The organism is Aurantibrevibacter litoralis (assembly GCF_034651555.1).
Classification (GTDB): Bacteria; Bacteroidota; Bacteroidia; order Flavobacteriales; family Flavobacteriaceae; genus Aurantibrevibacter; species Aurantibrevibacter litoralis.
The window spans coordinates 189,667-204,471 of sequence record NZ_JAYEEQ010000004.1; the positions used below are offsets into that span (position 1 = coordinate 189,667).

A 14,805-nucleotide genomic window follows, 5' to 3' on the forward strand; every position below is an offset into this window, starting at 1 on the left:
TTTATTCTGGCTCGTTTCATGTAATGCGAAATTTCTTCGAATTTCAACTATTGAACTAATTACGTTGCACCTTATGCTACACTTTACTAAAAATACGTTGCCAACTTTTTTTCTTTGAAACAAGGTGTGTTCCCATTTCGGTGTTGTATTTGGAAAGAATAGCGTCTTCTTGAGACGCATAGAATTCAGGGTCAAAATTAGCATCCTTAAGGTGTTCCATTACAAAGTCTACCTTTCTTTGTTCGGTAAGCCAACGATCAAAAAGCTCATGTCTCATTCTAATGCCAAAAGTGTTAATTCCTAAAAAAAGTTTGGTATCTGCGTGGTACGCAACGGTAATACATATTTTTTCCGTAGCATGCCGCCAGTGAAAATGAGCTTCGTGTTTTTCTTTGCCCTGATCGCTAAAAACCCAACCATAGGTTTGGTATTCAATGTCGAGAAATTTGGCTGAATTAAACCAGTGTCCGGGATTGTACTGTCTTTTGTTTCCACAAAGGGTCTGCGCCAAAGTCTCGCCCATCATGCGTCCGGTATACCAAACGGCCTCTATAGGTCTGCGCTGCCCAATACCTTGGTGCTGTTCGGCGCAATCGCCTATGGCATATACATCTTTAATGTTAGTTTCTAAAAAACGATTTACTTTAACGCCTCTGCCAATTTCAATTCCGGAATCCTTTAAAAAGTCGATATTTGGCGAAACACCTGCCGTGAGTCCGACCACATTGCACGCAATAGTATCACCTTTGTCTGTGGTTACAGCTTTTGCCCTGCCTTTTTCATCAGACAGAATCTCTACAAGGTTAGTCCCCAATCGAAGATCAATGTGATGTTCTACGATGTGTTCATTAATCATTTGCGATTCCCCATTTGGTAGTACGCCGTTCCAAAAACTTTCTTCGCGCACCAAAAAGGTAACCGGTATTTTACGACTCCGTAACATCTCGGCCATTTCTATGCCGATAAGACCGCCGCCCACAATTACAGCGCGTTGGCACACTTTATTATTGGGCGCATTCTTCTCTAAATTATCCAAATCTTGTTTAGAATACAATCCTTGTACCCCATCCAAATCTTGTCCGGGCCAACCAAACTTATTGGGTTTAGAACCGGTAGCGATCACCAATTTATCGTAGGTAATGGCATTTCCTTTTTTTAAAAGCACCGTTTTACTTTCGGGCATTACCTGAGTTACAAAATCGTGAACCAGATCTATTCTGTTTTTCTTCCAAAACCAATTTTCATAGGGTTGTGTATGTTCAAACTTCATATGCCCCATATACACATACATTAAGGCCGTTCTCGAGAAGAAATAGGGCGTTTCAGCAGCGATAATAGTTATTTTTTTGTCCGAGTTTTTTCGGATATGCCTTGCAGCAGTAACGCCAGCAATTCCGTTACCAATAATTACAATATGTTCCACAAATAAAAATTAATTAGGTTGCACTAATTAGGTCGGTATAAAGATAAGAACTTAAAAGGACGGTTCAATTTAGATTAATTTTAAATAAATCTCTTTAGAAAACAAAATGAAACAAAATTGAGTACCTTCGAAGGTTAAAATACCATTGTTTTTGATGAAAAAATTAGGATTTCTTTTTTTAGTTGTTTTACAAGTAGCGTGCAATAGCCAGGTTACAGAAAAGGTGAATGGCGTCAGTTTTGTGGCTTCGCGAGAAAGTGCAGCCCAAGAACACGCCGAAGAATTACTTAAATTAAGTGCCAATTATGCAGCTGTTATGCCTTTTGGATTTATTCGTGACATGGACTCGCCGGAAATTATTTTTGATACAGAACGGCAGTGGTTTGGCGAAACTAGAAACGGCTCTAAACAATATATAGAACTGTTAAAGAGCAATGGCATTAAGGTGATGCTGAAACCTCAAATTTGGATAGCCCGAGGGGCATTTACGGGCAACCTTAAAATGGCTTCCGAGCCGCAATGGCAAGCCTTAGAAGCGTCTTATGAAAAATTCATTCTCAATTATGCTACCTTGGCCGCTGAAACACAGGTGCCTATGTTCTGCATAGGTACCGAACTCGCTCAATTTATACACCACAGACCCGATTTTTGGAAGCAACTCATTGTAAAAATAAAGACGGCATATAAAGGTAAATTAACGTATGCTGCAAATTGGGATGAGTTTGCCAAAACACCGTTTTGGAACGAACTCGATTATATTGGTATTGATGCCTACTTTCCACTTTCGGATGAGAAAACGCCCACCTTGGAACGCCTTCGAGCCGAATGGAAGTCGCACAAAACCGAAATAGCAAGTTTATCAAAAAAAGTAGGTAGACCTATTTTGTTTACAGAATACGGATATCGAAGTTCCGATTATACCACCTTAAAACCATGGGTAGCCGATCGAGAAATTACCTCCATAAACCTCGAAGGACAAGCCAATGCTACTAGAGCACTATTAGAAGAGTTTTGGAGCGAAGATTGGTTTGCGGGTGGATTTGTTTGGAAATGGTTTATAAATCACGCCAAGTCTGGTGGTGCACAAGACAACCAGTTTACGCCACAGAATAAACCGGCAGAGCATGTGCTGCGATCATTTTACCAACAGCACTAGTGTTCTGATTTCCTCATAATCATTTGTTTTTTGAATGCTTTTTTGATAACCTTTGTTTCAAAAAGGATATTTATCGTGCTATTTCGAATAAAAATAATAGGTACTGTGCTAATTCTTGCCATTTTAACACCCATGCAGGGGCAAGATAGCTTACAAACCATAGTGGCGGAAAAAGGGGATGGAATCTATTCCATTTTACGAAAATTTGGCTTAAGCCCTGCGCAACATTATCATAATTTTATAGCCTTAAATGAAGCCGACTTAAAGGAAGATCTCACCCTTTTAGAGGGTAAAGCCTATGTGCTCCCACAAGTGGAAAACCTTAATTTGGTCGATTCTTTTAGTACAACTACGGTACACAATGAACTTTCTACAGGCGTATCTCATGCTATTTTTGGAGAAAAACACGCTTTGGTTACTGCCGTAAGTGAGCGATTAAAAAACAATGTATATTATCTTATTTCCGGCCACGGCGGGCCAGATCCCGGAGCCATAGCGACTTATGCCGGCACCACTATAGCCGAAGATGAATATGCCTATGACGTAACCTTGCGTTTGGCTAAGGAACTCATGTCTCATGGAGCCACCGTTTATATCATTATTCAGGATCCGGATGACGGCATTCGGGATGATCGCATTTTAGCTCTTGATAGAGACGAAGTAGCCTATCCTAATTTGGATATTCCTTTGGGACAATTGGCTAGGCTAGAGCAGCGCGTAGCCATCGTAAACCGATTGTATCAAGAAAACATGGGGAAATACCAACGATTAATTGTAACCCATGTAGACAGCCGAAGCGAAGGCAAGAACATTGATGTGTTTTTTTATCATCATGAAAAGAGTACCCATGGAAAAAAACTGGTAGAGAGCATACATAAAACCTTTCAGGACAAATATAAACAGCATCAACCCAATCGTCTCTATGACGGTACATTTGCCGATAGAAGCGGGTTGTACCTTATTAAAAACACGAAGCCGGCCATAGCGTATATCGAAATAGGTAATATCCGAAACACAAAGGATCAAAAACGAATTCTAGACCCGGTAAACCGTCAGGCTTTGGCCAATTGGATCAGCGAAGGGATCTTGCTCGATTTTGAAAGGAAATAGTCCCGATTGCCATTGTTTTGTTAAGACCAAACATGGCGCTTATAGTACGCATATAACTGTTCCGGCCCTGCGCCAATACAATTTTTAAAATGAATTACACCAAAATGGTATTGCAGGCGTACCACACCGTTTTTTTCATAGCGCCTTGCCGAAGTTTGTACATACCTTGGTAAAATTTTGAAGGGTGTCATTTTATAGATCCGAATAATTAGCTCATTGTCTTCAAATATCTGGTATGCTTCATTATAGCCACCTGTGGCTTGAAAGAACGCTCTGGTAATGAATAAGGATTGATCGCCACCGCGACAAAGGGTGTGGTTTACCTTGGTAAACCAAGCAAAAAAGCGAAGAAACCTACTTTTACTGTCAAATTTCATTTGAAAACAACCTGCCTTATGACCCTCGTTTACCGCACTTAAAATGGTTTGGTCAAAATCTTTGGGCGGAAAGGTATCTACGTGCAAAAAATAAAGCACACCACCTTGGGCGTGCTTTGCTCCTGTATTTAATTGTTTGGCTCTTCCTTTTGAGGACGTAATTACCCGAGCACCATAATCGCTGGCAATCGCTGCGGTGGCATCTGTGCTGCCCCCATCTACAACGATGATTTCTTTAATATGTTTGGCAGAACTGTTTTCTTGTATATAGGACAATAACGTGCCGATATACGCTTCTTCATTCAATACCGGAATAATAACGCTAATAGTCAATGGTTTACTTTGCTTCATTCAGGCTCCAGTCATAATCGAGGTATCCTGTTTTGGTTTTTCTGTTGATCGTTGTTTTGGCATATTGGTTTACAAAATCTGTTAAGGATCCATTTTCAGTAAAATCCTTCTTAAACCATTTAAAAATCTCAGATAATTGCGCTTTTTCTGTAGAAATAATGTTCCTATTGGGGTCGTTAATAAAATTAACGGCTGCGATATGTAATTGTTGGTCTACGTGCTCTGCTTTATATGCTTCGTTGATAAGCTTTGGGCAAGAGAATGAGGCACAATTAATGGCAAAATGAATCCGCGGTTCGTTCATTTTTCGCAATATTTCGTGCTCTATATCCCCTAGAGAATACATTTTATCGCCAATACGCAACCATTTTTGATCCCATGGTCTTTTAATGTCTTTAATACTTTTAACGGGATAATTGGCTGTTATTAATTTTATGGTTCCGGCATTATACAAATTAATGTAGTACGCTAATCGGTCTTCTTTTGTCCAATTTTTTGATGGGTAATTTACAGCTAGTTCATGTAGGTAGGCATCCAATTCACTAGAGGCCTTTTTAAAACCTTCGTAATCCACCTGACCGTCATCATCCACATATTTTTTCAAAAGTGTATCCCATGCGTTATGTTTCATGGGGATGGTTTCTGCACTGCCGTGGGTAGGATCCACAGGCATCGTTTTGTTTTTAAAGAAAAAGAACATACCAAACAATACAAGCGTTGTTGTAAGATTAATTTTAAACATGATGTCAAAAGATTTAGGGGTTTTAATCAGATGCTTTTAGTAGGCTGTCATTTACATTGCTTACATAAAAATGAATATTTAACACTATTTCAGTGTAGCATTTTTGTGTTGAGCGCCATTCATGTACCCATGCGTTACTTATCCTTATAACGCAAAAAAAGCCATTAAATTTTCTTGATTAACTCCCTAAATAAGCAAACCATTTTGGGTTCTGTTTTTTCTGCAATTTCTAAAATTTCGGCTATGTTTACAGGGCGCAAGTTGTCTGGGTCGCATTCATCTGTTAACACAGAAATGGCCACTACCGGCAAACGTAGGTGATTGGCCACAATAACTTCGGGTACCGTGCTCATACCAACCGCATCGGCCCCTAGTATTTTTAACATTCGGTATTCGGCTCTGGTTTCTAATTGGGGGCCTACTACTGCTGCATATACGCCTTTGTGAATTGTAATAGCCTCTTTTTTGGCAATGTGCATAAGCAGATTACCCATATCCCTGTCGTAGGGGTTACCCATGTCTACAAATCGATCACCAAATTCGGCTACATTTTTGAAAGCCAATGGCGAATTACCTTGGAGATTAATATGATCTTCCAAAAGCATGATATCTCCCTTTTTATAGGCTAGATTAATAGCACCTGCCGCATTAGAAATAAATAATTTTTTAATCCCCAAACCATGCATAACCCGTATGGGATAAGTTACATCAAACAAATCATAGCCCTCATAAAAATGAAACCTTCCTTGCATGACTACTACTTTTTTTCCTTGGAACGTTCCGTAAATCAGTTTTCCGGAATGAAATTCAACCGTAGCCAAAGGAAAAAAGGGAATATGATTATAATGAGCCTCTATGCTATTTTCTATGGCATCGGCTAGTTTTCCTAAACCGGTACCAAGTACAATACCTATTTCAGGAGCAAGAAACCCCTTTTGTTTTAAATAGGCTACAGATTCAGCTAATTGTTTGGCAATCATTATGTTTTATTTTTTAGGAAGGGCTTAAAATCTGGAATATCTTTAATATCATCATAGACATCTATATCATTCTTTTGGGGTAAAAGAGACACATTTTGGTTCTCTAAATCCTTCATGGTGTCTGTAAGGACCGTTTCGGTGCCCCATTTTTTATGTTGAAACAGCCGAGAATTGTACGTCTTCATCCCTAAAAGATAATAACCTCCGTCCTGTGCCGGACCAAGTACATAATCGCTATGATTTAGCCTTAAAAAAGCTTCTTCAATATCAGATGTGCAAAGATCGTACATATCACTTCCAATGATTAGAATTTGGTCAAAACCGCTATCAAATCCCTCTTTAAAGGCATGAGCCATACGCTCCCCCAAATCGTTTCCATGTTGAAGTTTTTTTTCGAACTTTTTTTCATCCCACAGATCATTTTCCCAAATGGCATCGGAGTAGTACACTGCTTTTGTGAGCCTAAGGTCTTGTGTTATCCCTACGGTATGTGCCAAGAGAAATTTATAAATGGCCAATGCAGCGGCATCCCCTACTGTTGCCGCCAAGCGCGTTTTACATTTGCCCAACTCGGGATTACGGGTAAAGATAAGCAGTAATTTTTTTGGATTCATTCTAAAGATAACTAGGTTTTTAGGGCTTGTACGATTTGTCTGCATTCGTTAAGAGTCGCCCCCAAATACGATTATAGGGATGTACCTTATTGGTTTCTCTTTCAGCAGAATCGTATACCGGAAAACCACTATTTTTCCATTCAAAAATACCGCCGTAGAGGTTTTTAACGTTGGTATAGCCGGCGGATATCAATTTTTCTCCGATAGCTTCGGAGCGTACTCCAATAGAGCAATATACTACAATAGGGGTTTCGTTGTTTTTTATAGTGTTGCGCACCTCGGTAAGGTCAAATTCATCATACCCAACCCATAAAGCATTTTTTAAATGACTTACTTGGTACTCTTTTTTTTGACGCGTGTCTAACAGAAATTCAACTTCTGTCTTGGCCAGTTCGGTCGTAGTAATATAGGGTACCGTATGCTCATTGTACATGTCCAATGCCTTTGGAATGGAATTTTGGGCACATCCAAAAGGAGCGGTTAAAACGACAAACATGGTTTTAAGCAATAGTCTCATGTAGGTGCTTTCATAAAATAAACGGTAAAGATACTATTTTGAATTTGATACCCCTATACGCCCCACTGCTTCCACAATTTTTTCACTCAAAAAGCTGTATATTTACAAGAAAAGCAATGCGTATTTGTTTCTTAAATCATTATCTGTAACCCAAAAATAAAATATCCCAAGGCATGATCAATTATTTTTCGAAGGCTCTTTTTTTGCTGTTCCTTTGTGTTTTATGCGCTTGCAGACAGCAAGCCAAGGTGGATAAAACTGAATTAATGGAAGTGCCTAACCAATCCTATAGCGAACCGTACCGGCCGCAATTTCACTTTTCCCCCAAGGAAAAATGGATGAACGACCCTAACGGACTGCTATATAATGATGGGGTGTACCACTTGTTTTATCAATATTATCCGGACGATATGGTTTGGGGACCTATGCATTGGGGGCATGCCACGAGTACAGATATGCTGCACTGGGAGCATAAACCCATTGCCCTATTTCCGGATGAACACGGTCTCATTTTCTCCGGAAGTGCCGTGCTAGATGCTACGAATACCTCAGGTTTTGGCACAGAAGAACATCCGCCTATTGTAGCGATTTATACCTATCACAGTATGGAAAAGGAACAGGCGGGAAAAACGGATTATCAAACGCAGGGAATTGCCTATAGTTTAGACAATGGGGATACTTGGGTAAAGTATGACGGCAATCCGGTGATTAATAACCATCAGGGCATGAAAGATTTTAGAGATCCAAAAGTGTTTTGGAATGATAAAATCCGTGCATGGACCATGCTATTGGTAGCCGGCGACCATTTACAAATTTGGGAGTCTCCTAACCTAAAAGATTGGAAAAAAGAAAGTGAATTTGGTAAAAACCAAGGTGCGCATGGCGGGGTGTGGGAATGTCCGGATTTATTTCCGCTAAAAGTAGCCGGAACCGATGAGGTAAAATGGGTATTGCTCATAAGTATCAATCCCGGGGCACCCAATGGCGGGAGTGGCACCCAATATTTTATTGGTGATTTTGATGGAAAAACCTTTAGCTCGGAGCAAACCGAAGACCGCTGGATCGATTGGGGCACCGATAATTATGCCGGGGTAACCTATAATAACACCCCAGATAATGAGCGCATTTTTATTGGATGGATGAGCAATTGGGATTACGCGAGGGATACGCCTACCACACCTTGGCGTAGTGCTATGACCCTGCCTAGAAAACTTTCTTTGAAGAAAATAGGGAAAAAGTATGAGTTGCTAAACTATCCGTTGGAAGTGTTTCGCACTATTTTGACCCCCGATGTGCAAAAGGATATTTCCATTGATGCCGCCACAGCAACATCGATTACCCTCAAGAATTTTAATCAGTCGCAGGTACAATTCAACACCGAGGCCACACATTTTCAAATTAGCTTTACCAATTCCCAAAAAGAAACTTTGGTACTCACTATGGATGGCAAACTCAAACAATTTACACTAGATCGATCCAAATCAGGGAAGGTAGATTTTCAGGAAAATTTTGCAAAAAATGTACAGCGAATGCCTGTTCCTCATATCCCGGAGGGCAGCTATGAGGTTCGCATTATTATGGATTGGTCTTCCGTAGAAGTCTTTATAAATAACGGACAGTATGTTATGACTTCGCAGCTGTTTCCGAACGAACCCTACACCGAACTACAAATAGAAAACAAAGGAAATGCAGCTATTTTACTTCGAGATGTTGAAGTAAGTGCGGTTAGTAGGGTTTGGTAATATGGGGAACCGTTTACCAATCAAGAGGTGTACTTTGCTTTGTGACCTGCCATCAAGGCGATGTATAGGTGCTACCTGAAAGATTCAAAATCGTATTGGTCAACACCTCTAAATCGATGCCTAAATTTTCTCTGTTCACCTGAAGCGTTGCTTCTTTCAGCTCCTTTGGTAAATTGGCGTAGCCTACTTTGGCACCCAAAATCATACCAGCAACTGCGGCTACAGTATCATTGTCCCGACCGTAATTGACGATAAACTGAAGCGTTTTTTCAAAATCACCCTCGCCAAAAACCAATGCCGTATAGGCAATTTCCCAAATTTCACCGGCATGAAAAGGAATGGCTTTTTTATTCTTTTCTAACGCGCGATAGATAGATTCCTGACGAACCCATTCATCTAAAGATCCCGGATACCCTTTGGGCATCTTCCACCCCACAGGATCGGAATTAAATAGGTGTTGGGTGTCCAATATCTCTAAAGCCGCCTTTACATTTTTCTCAGCATTATCAGCAATGGAATAGGCAATGCGACCCACCAGACGGCTATCCTGATATCCATAAGGATCTACAAATACGCTTGCATTAAGAATACTATCCATATCGGCAGATTGCAGAGCCATTTGGGTTATGGCAGCAGTCATTCCTGAAATATCTTTGGCATAGCCGATATCAAAAATAGCATGATCATAAGCGATTGCGTACGCGGTTTCAGCATTGGCAGCACACAAGCCAAAAACAGGGGCGTACAACATTCCGGCACAAGCCATTTCGCCACCATAAAATCGATTAAGAGCCTTTTGATATTCCTTTGCATCTTGTTTGTAGGCAAATGCCACTCGAGCCCATTCCTTAATCCAATCCAATTTTTCTATTTGGGTATCCAAAACATCCGGATGCATTAATTCCGGTGCAGACCTTTTGTCCGGAATAAGAGAACTATAATAGTCCGTTATAAAGGTCGTAAAATGATCGGCATTGGCAGAAACTCCATATTTTCCCAAGTAAGTGATCAAAAGCATTTTCCATCGGGTATCGTCGGTGGTAGAACCAGAATCCAGATTGTGACCCCAAGTTCCTTCGGGAGATTGGTAGCGCACTGCAGGCGTAAGCCCCGTTATATAGCCGTATTTCCGTTGAATATCCTTTCGGTGCCACATTTCGGTAGAAGCTCCCATGGCATCACCAATAGCCGAACCTACCAAAGCACCAAGGATCTTGTCGTAACGCACCGCATCAGCTAGGTTGTTTTCAGGAAGGCCATAGCCGGTTTTTACAGGGGTAGCTATTTCCAATACCGGCTTGTTTTCCTTACAAGAGAATAGTAAAGTCAACAACCCTAAAAATGTAAGTTTTTTTTTCACCACCATTTCATTAGGTCACAAACAGCTGGTCTAGGGTAGTTCTTCCCCTTTTGCAGCGATATAAATTTTAAACCATTGTTCTAGACTCATGTCTATGGTCAATGCTTCGGCAGCGGCTTGAGTGCGTTCCAGTTTTTGGCTACCGACTATAGGGAGTATCCCTGCCGGATGTTTTAGCAACCAAGCATACGCTATTTTGTCTATTCCATCAACGTGTAATTCGTGAGCTACTTCCGCAAGTATCTGGTGCACGCGATGTCCTTTTTCGCTTTTTGGCGCTACAATTTCTCCACCGGCCAATGGCGACCACGCCATGGGGTTTATATTTTCCTTTAAAAAAAATTCCATATTACCATTTTCAAAATGCTCCAAGCAAAATGGAGAAATCTCCACTTGATTGGTTACCAGAGGCATGTCGATATGCTTTGCCAACATTACAAACTGTGCAATGCTAAAATTAGAAACTCCAAAATGCAAAACCTTACCACTTCTGTGTAACTCCGAAAATGCCCTAGCTACTTCTTCCGGGTTAAAAAATGGGGAAGGTCTGTGTAAGAGCAAAAGGTCTATGCGATCGGTTCTTAAATGCCTTAAAGAGTTTTCTACCGATGCGGTGGTGTGCTCATAACTGTAGTCATAGTGCTTTACCTTACGAGCGGGATATTTGTCAGAAATTAATTTGATACCGCATTTGGTTACAATTTGAATTTGGTTTCGAAGCTCCTTTTTTAAAGCCAACGCATTACCAAAGAGCGTTTCGCAACTATAGTTTCCGTAAATATCAGCGTGGTCAAAAGTAGTAATACCCAGATCTATAATTTGTTGGGTTAAACGCAATAATTCCCGATCGCTTAGATTCCATTCGGCTAACCGCCAATGCCCATGTACAATGTTTGATAGTTCTAAACCGCCATTGCCTCTTATTTTTTTCATTGAATATTGTTGTTATTTACAAAATTTCTAATCCATAGGGAGCTGGGGTACCCCTATATTATAAAGTAGGACAAGATAGAAATCTTATCGATCATATGGAAATAATGCGCAATCAATCTCAAAACTGCGTATTACGTGGAAAATGGCATGCAAGTTTGTAAAAAGAAATCCGCTTTGGAATTATCTTTAGGAAAATTCAAGTTTATGTTGCCCGATCTGAGAATCTCACTTTGATAGATTCACCCTTTCAACGAAGTCCAGCGTTTTGAATAAAAGAATGGCGGCATGGAGGTGGTGATTTCCTTACGAAATGATCAAATCGTTTAAACGATTTCGGTTTTTCATCAATTTCCTCAAAGTCCAAGGTTTAAACTCTGGGCTATGAATACTAGTTATTCTTGGGTTTGCAACTTAAAAACAAAAAATCCCTACCTATAAGGGTAAGGATTTTTGTGGTGCCTCCAGAAACCTAACCTACTTAATTCACTTATTTTTCAAATCCCCTAAAACATTGCCATAAACCCCATAAATACAACACTTTACAAAGCATAACTATCCAAGTTGTAATTAGTTTAAATTAGGTAGTATTCATTAAAATTAAGAAAATGTTACCCCCAAATGTTACCCCCAAATTTTAGATTAACTATATTTGAGTGTTCAAAACTTTAAATATGGCTACAATTCAGTTTTTTATTAATCAAAAGGATCCAAAAAAGGAATATACCATAAATGTCTTACTGCAAAATGGCCGAAATGGTAAGTATAAAAAATCAATTGGATTTAAAATAATTGGTAAGCATTGGGATCCGGAAAAACAAGCTCCAATATCCGAATCAAAAACAGGGGATAAAAATTACTACACTCTAAGACGCAAATTACCACTACTTAGGGCAAAGTTAAATGAGCTGGTTACTATTGCGAATCACAATGATTTAACTATTAACGGCCAATGGTTAACAAAACAGATTGACGAATTTTTTGAGCGTTCACCCCTCGATGTTGATTTTAAGTATCTAACCGATTATACAAAATTCTTTATTGAGGGATTACCTTACCGTATTCAAAGAAATGGAACAACGGGGGTAACATGGCCTACAGTACGCAAATATCATACAACCCTACATAAGATACTAGATTTTGAAAAACGTAAAGGAAAACGCTTTAAAATCGATGAGGTTAATTTAAAATTTCACAATGACTTTATCCCGTTCTTACATAAAGAGCAAAAATTAAACCTCAACACTATAGGCACATATGTAAAATGTCTGAAAACCATTTTAAAAAGTGCCAAACAATACGGAATAAAGACTAACCCCGAGGTTGAACACGATGCCTTTAGGAGTACCAACGAAAAAACCTATTTTGTTACACTCAATGAAAATGAGATTGACACTATTTTTAATCTTGACTTATCAAATACCCCCTATTTAAATAACGCCCGGAATTGGTTAATAATTGGCGTTTGGACTGGCGCCCGGGTAAGTGATCTGTTAAACCTTACAACCGAAAATTTTAATAATGGTTTCATAGAATATACTTCACAAAAAACCAAACAAAAAATTATGCTGCCGGTACATTGGCAGGTACAAAGTATTATTGATGCCAATGCAGGGGAGTTACCAAGAAAAATATCCCACCAAAGATATAACGATTGGGTTAAACAAGTTTGTAAACTGGCAGGGATAAACCAAAATTGTAAAGGAGCTATTTACATAACAGACCCAAACACCAGGGGCAAAAAGATTAAAACACCTCAACGTAAAATTATTGGCCAATACCCTAAATGGCAATTAGTAAGCACACACACCGCCCGTAGATCGTTTGCCACAAATCACTACAGTAAATTACCTACCCCGGTTATTATGTCTGCCACCGGGCACACTACAGAAAAAATGCTATTGTCCTACATTGGCAAAACCCCGAAAGATAATGCTATTGTCCTACAGGAATTTTGGCAAAAAGAAACTTTAAAACAGTCTAAAGACCCAAATTTGAAAGTAATAAAGGCAGCTAATTAAAGTCGTTCATTTAAAACTTTGTAAGGTGTATAAAAAATTTACTCGAGCTGAACTTGTTTCTATTTTGTGGGATATTAGGGATATTCCTGAATACCTCGATGAAATGAGCATTTCAGAACTAAAACAAATTGATACTATTTTACTAGATTGGAACTATGTAATTCACAAGATGATAAGTGAAAAATTTATTGAATCCGGTTATAAAAGTAGTATTTGGACAAAATTAAAAAATGAAAATCTTTTCAATGGTTTCTCTATGATTGATGTTGATCTTTTGAGAAACAGAATTACTGCCAAATTAGACCCGATTGGATTAGAGAAATTCAACGAAAATCTTAAAAAACTTTCTAATGGTTTCGAATACAAATATTCTACCACCAAGTACACGATAATTTATCATTTTCTTAATACTGAATTGAAGACAATGCCTATTTCACAGGAACGCTATTTTTCGCATATCAGAGAAAATTTTGATTTGAATGGAAAAAAATTCAAAAGGTTAAGTTTTGATGAATGCACCGATAAACGATTTGAAAAAAACAAAGAAAGGTTAATGCAGATAATGAAAGAATAATTTTATATAAAAAAAGCTCGATTCTTTTCGAGTTAAGTTGAGGTTTTAAAACATACAACCTTTTTGATATTTGGCAATGAATCTTAAAAATCATTGTCAATCATGGGAAACATTACACAAGTACACAACACCACCACCGAACAATTAACAGAAACCTTTGCATCCATACTGGATGAACGTATTGCAGACCTTAAGCGCAATTTCACCCCTAAAGAACCCGACACCTACATTACGGCAAAAGAACTGGAAAAGGAGCTTAAAATTAGTAGCGTTACCCGTTGGGAATGGGGTAAAAAAAGAATTTTAACCCCTCGAAAGATTGGGAACCGGACGTATTATTTACGTAGTGAGATAACACAACTTTTGTTAAACTCAACTAAGTAGGCCATGTGTACCACCGTTCAAAACCTCAACTTTACACGATGGATATATGAGTTAAAATACTCATGTCCTAACACGTTTAACGAATTTGTTTTAGTCAATCGTTTAGATCTTTACAGTACTCTTAATGCTAATCGCTATGAGCTGGCGTTAATTGTAGAAATAGAACCTTTCAAGGGAAAGAACTCAAACACCAGGGGAGCTAGTTTATATTTTCGTAATTGTTACCCACATGACCCCAAAGATGAAACCGGTTTATTTCCTACCCGGTACGAAAATATTTATTTCGGGGATCTGAAATTTATTGGTGTTGATGGGAATCAAAAAAAAGTACTGGTATTATTTCAGATAATACCGGAATATGAACAATTGATAATTGATGTTTTTGATAGTTGCTACCCAATAAAATCAAAGGAAAGAAACGAAATTATGAACGGGCATCCATGGTATAAAAAAAAGTACTGGTATTATTTCAGATAATACCGGAATATGAACAATTGATAATTGATGTTTTTGATAGTTGCTAC

The 14,805-nt window shown here is 38.9% G+C and carries 14 protein-coding genes; 6 read left to right on the plus strand and 8 right to left on the minus strand.

Going from position 1 to position 14,805, the window contains the following annotated elements:
• Nucleotides 1-76 precede the first annotated feature (76 nt).
• The gene (locus U1E44_RS05705) at nt 77-1,423 is read right to left on the minus strand and encodes an NAD(P)/FAD-dependent oxidoreductase (protein WP_322930091.1); all 1,347 of its coding nucleotides are present in this window, start codon (nt 1,421-1,423) and stop codon (nt 77-79) included.
• A 154-nt stretch (nt 1,424-1,577) separates the two neighbouring features.
• Between U1E44_RS05705 and U1E44_RS05710 the strand changes: the two genes are divergently transcribed.
• A complete protein-coding gene (locus tag U1E44_RS05710) occupies nt 1,578-2,579 on the plus strand; it encodes a glycoside hydrolase family 113 (RefSeq protein ID WP_322930092.1) in 1,002 nt (333 codons plus the stop codon).
• Between the two features lie 75 nt (nt 2,580-2,654).
• Nucleotides 2,655-3,689: an N-acetylmuramoyl-L-alanine amidase family protein gene (locus U1E44_RS05715; protein ID WP_322930093.1), complete on the plus strand. Its 1,035-nt coding sequence runs from the start codon at nt 2,655-2,657 to the stop codon at nt 3,687-3,689.
• 20 nt (nt 3,690-3,709) lie between these two features.
• Here U1E44_RS05715 and U1E44_RS05720 read toward each other — a convergent pair whose 3' ends face one another.
• From U1E44_RS05720 to U1E44_RS05740, 5 genes are all read right to left on the minus strand, one after another.
• Nucleotides 3,710-4,417, minus strand: coding sequence for a TIGR04283 family arsenosugar biosynthesis glycosyltransferase (locus tag U1E44_RS05720; protein ID WP_322930094.1), 708 nt, complete (start codon nt 4,415-4,417; stop codon nt 3,710-3,712).
• Nucleotides 4,404-5,159 carry a DUF547 domain-containing protein gene (locus U1E44_RS05725; RefSeq protein WP_322930095.1) on the minus strand — a complete coding sequence of 252 codons (756 nt, stop codon included), beginning with the start codon at nt 5,157-5,159 and terminating at the stop codon, nt 4,404-4,406. The genes U1E44_RS05720 and U1E44_RS05725 overlap by 14 nt, the downstream gene beginning before the upstream one ends.
• A gap of 164 nt (nt 5,160-5,323) precedes the next feature.
• Entirely contained in the window at nt 5,324-6,139 is an 816-nt protein-coding gene (locus tag U1E44_RS05730) for a purine-nucleoside phosphorylase (protein WP_322930096.1), read from the minus strand.
• Nucleotides 6,139-6,753, minus strand: coding sequence for a TIGR04282 family arsenosugar biosynthesis glycosyltransferase (locus U1E44_RS05735; protein WP_322930097.1), 615 nt, complete (start codon nt 6,751-6,753; stop codon nt 6,139-6,141). Before U1E44_RS05735 ends, U1E44_RS05730 begins: the two co-directional genes overlap by 1 nt.
• A gap of 19 nt (nt 6,754-6,772) precedes the next feature.
• A complete protein-coding gene (locus U1E44_RS05740; protein ID WP_322930098.1) occupies nt 6,773-7,270 on the minus strand; it encodes a rhodanese-like domain-containing protein in 498 nt (165 codons plus the stop codon).
• A 266-nt stretch (nt 7,271-7,536) separates the two neighbouring features.
• On the opposite strand from U1E44_RS05740, the gene U1E44_RS05745 reads away from it, so the two are divergent.
• A complete protein-coding gene (locus tag U1E44_RS05745) occupies nt 7,537-9,012 on the plus strand; it encodes a glycoside hydrolase family 32 protein (RefSeq protein WP_322930099.1) in 1,476 nt (491 codons plus the stop codon).
• 52 nt (nt 9,013-9,064) lie between these two features.
• Here the strand turns inward: U1E44_RS05745 and U1E44_RS05750 are convergent, their stop codons facing one another.
• A complete protein-coding gene (locus U1E44_RS05750; protein ID WP_322930100.1) occupies nt 9,065-10,372 on the minus strand; it encodes an ADP-ribosylglycohydrolase family protein in 1,308 nt (435 codons plus the stop codon).
• A gap of 30 nt (nt 10,373-10,402) precedes the next feature.
• The gene (locus U1E44_RS05755; RefSeq protein WP_322930101.1) at nt 10,403-11,305 is read right to left on the minus strand and encodes an aldo/keto reductase; all 903 of its coding nucleotides are present in this window, start codon (nt 11,303-11,305) and stop codon (nt 10,403-10,405) included.
• Between the two features lie 671 nt (nt 11,306-11,976).
• Between U1E44_RS05755 and U1E44_RS05760 the strand changes: the two genes are divergently transcribed.
• The 3 genes from U1E44_RS05760 to U1E44_RS05770 all read left to right on the plus strand — a co-directional run bounded on the left by U1E44_RS05760 (nt 11,977) and on the right by U1E44_RS05770 (nt 14,281).
• Nucleotides 11,977-13,323 carry a tyrosine-type recombinase/integrase gene (locus U1E44_RS05760; RefSeq protein WP_322930102.1) on the plus strand — a complete coding sequence of 449 codons (1,347 nt, stop codon included), beginning with the start codon at nt 11,977-11,979 and terminating at the stop codon, nt 13,321-13,323.
• A gap of 25 nt (nt 13,324-13,348) precedes the next feature.
• The gene (locus U1E44_RS05765) at nt 13,349-13,897 is read left to right on the plus strand and encodes a hypothetical protein (RefSeq protein ID WP_322930103.1); all 549 of its coding nucleotides are present in this window, start codon (nt 13,349-13,351) and stop codon (nt 13,895-13,897) included.
• A gap of 102 nt (nt 13,898-13,999) precedes the next feature.
• Nucleotides 14,000-14,281: a hypothetical protein gene (locus U1E44_RS05770; RefSeq protein WP_322930104.1), complete on the plus strand. Its 282-nt coding sequence runs from the start codon at nt 14,000-14,002 to the stop codon at nt 14,279-14,281.
• Nucleotides 14,282-14,805: the final 524 nt, after the last annotated feature.

Excerpts from the sequence above, each read along its gene's own strand:
- U1E44_RS05710 (WP_322930092.1), top strand. The coding sequence starts at position 1,578 with ATGAAAAAATTAGGATTTCTTTTTTTAGTTGTTTTACAAGTAGCGTGC.
- U1E44_RS05720 (WP_322930094.1), bottom strand. The coding sequence starts at position 4,417 with ATGAAGCAAAGTAAACCATTGACTATTAGCGTTATTATTCCGGTATTG.
- U1E44_RS05725 (WP_322930095.1), bottom strand. The coding sequence starts at position 5,159 with ATGTTTAAAATTAATCTTACAACAACGCTTGTATTGTTTGGTATGTTC.
- U1E44_RS05730 (WP_322930096.1), bottom strand. The coding sequence starts at position 6,139 with ATGATTGCCAAACAATTAGCTGAATCTGTAGCCTATTTAAAACAAAAG.
- U1E44_RS05735 (WP_322930097.1), bottom strand. The coding sequence starts at position 6,753 with ATGAATCCAAAAAAATTACTGCTTATCTTTACCCGTAATCCCGAGTTG.
- U1E44_RS05740 (WP_322930098.1), bottom strand. The coding sequence starts at position 7,270 with ATGAGACTATTGCTTAAAACCATGTTTGTCGTTTTAACCGCTCCTTTT.
- U1E44_RS05745 (WP_322930099.1), top strand. The coding sequence starts at position 7,537 with ATGGAAGTGCCTAACCAATCCTATAGCGAACCGTACCGGCCGCAATTT.
- U1E44_RS05755 (WP_322930101.1), bottom strand. The coding sequence starts at position 11,305 with ATGAAAAAAATAAGAGGCAATGGCGGTTTAGAACTATCAAACATTGTA.
- U1E44_RS05760 (WP_322930102.1), top strand. The coding sequence starts at position 11,977 with ATGGCTACAATTCAGTTTTTTATTAATCAAAAGGATCCAAAAAAGGAA.
- U1E44_RS05770 (WP_322930104.1), top strand. The coding sequence starts at position 14,000 with ATGGGAAACATTACACAAGTACACAACACCACCACCGAACAATTAACA.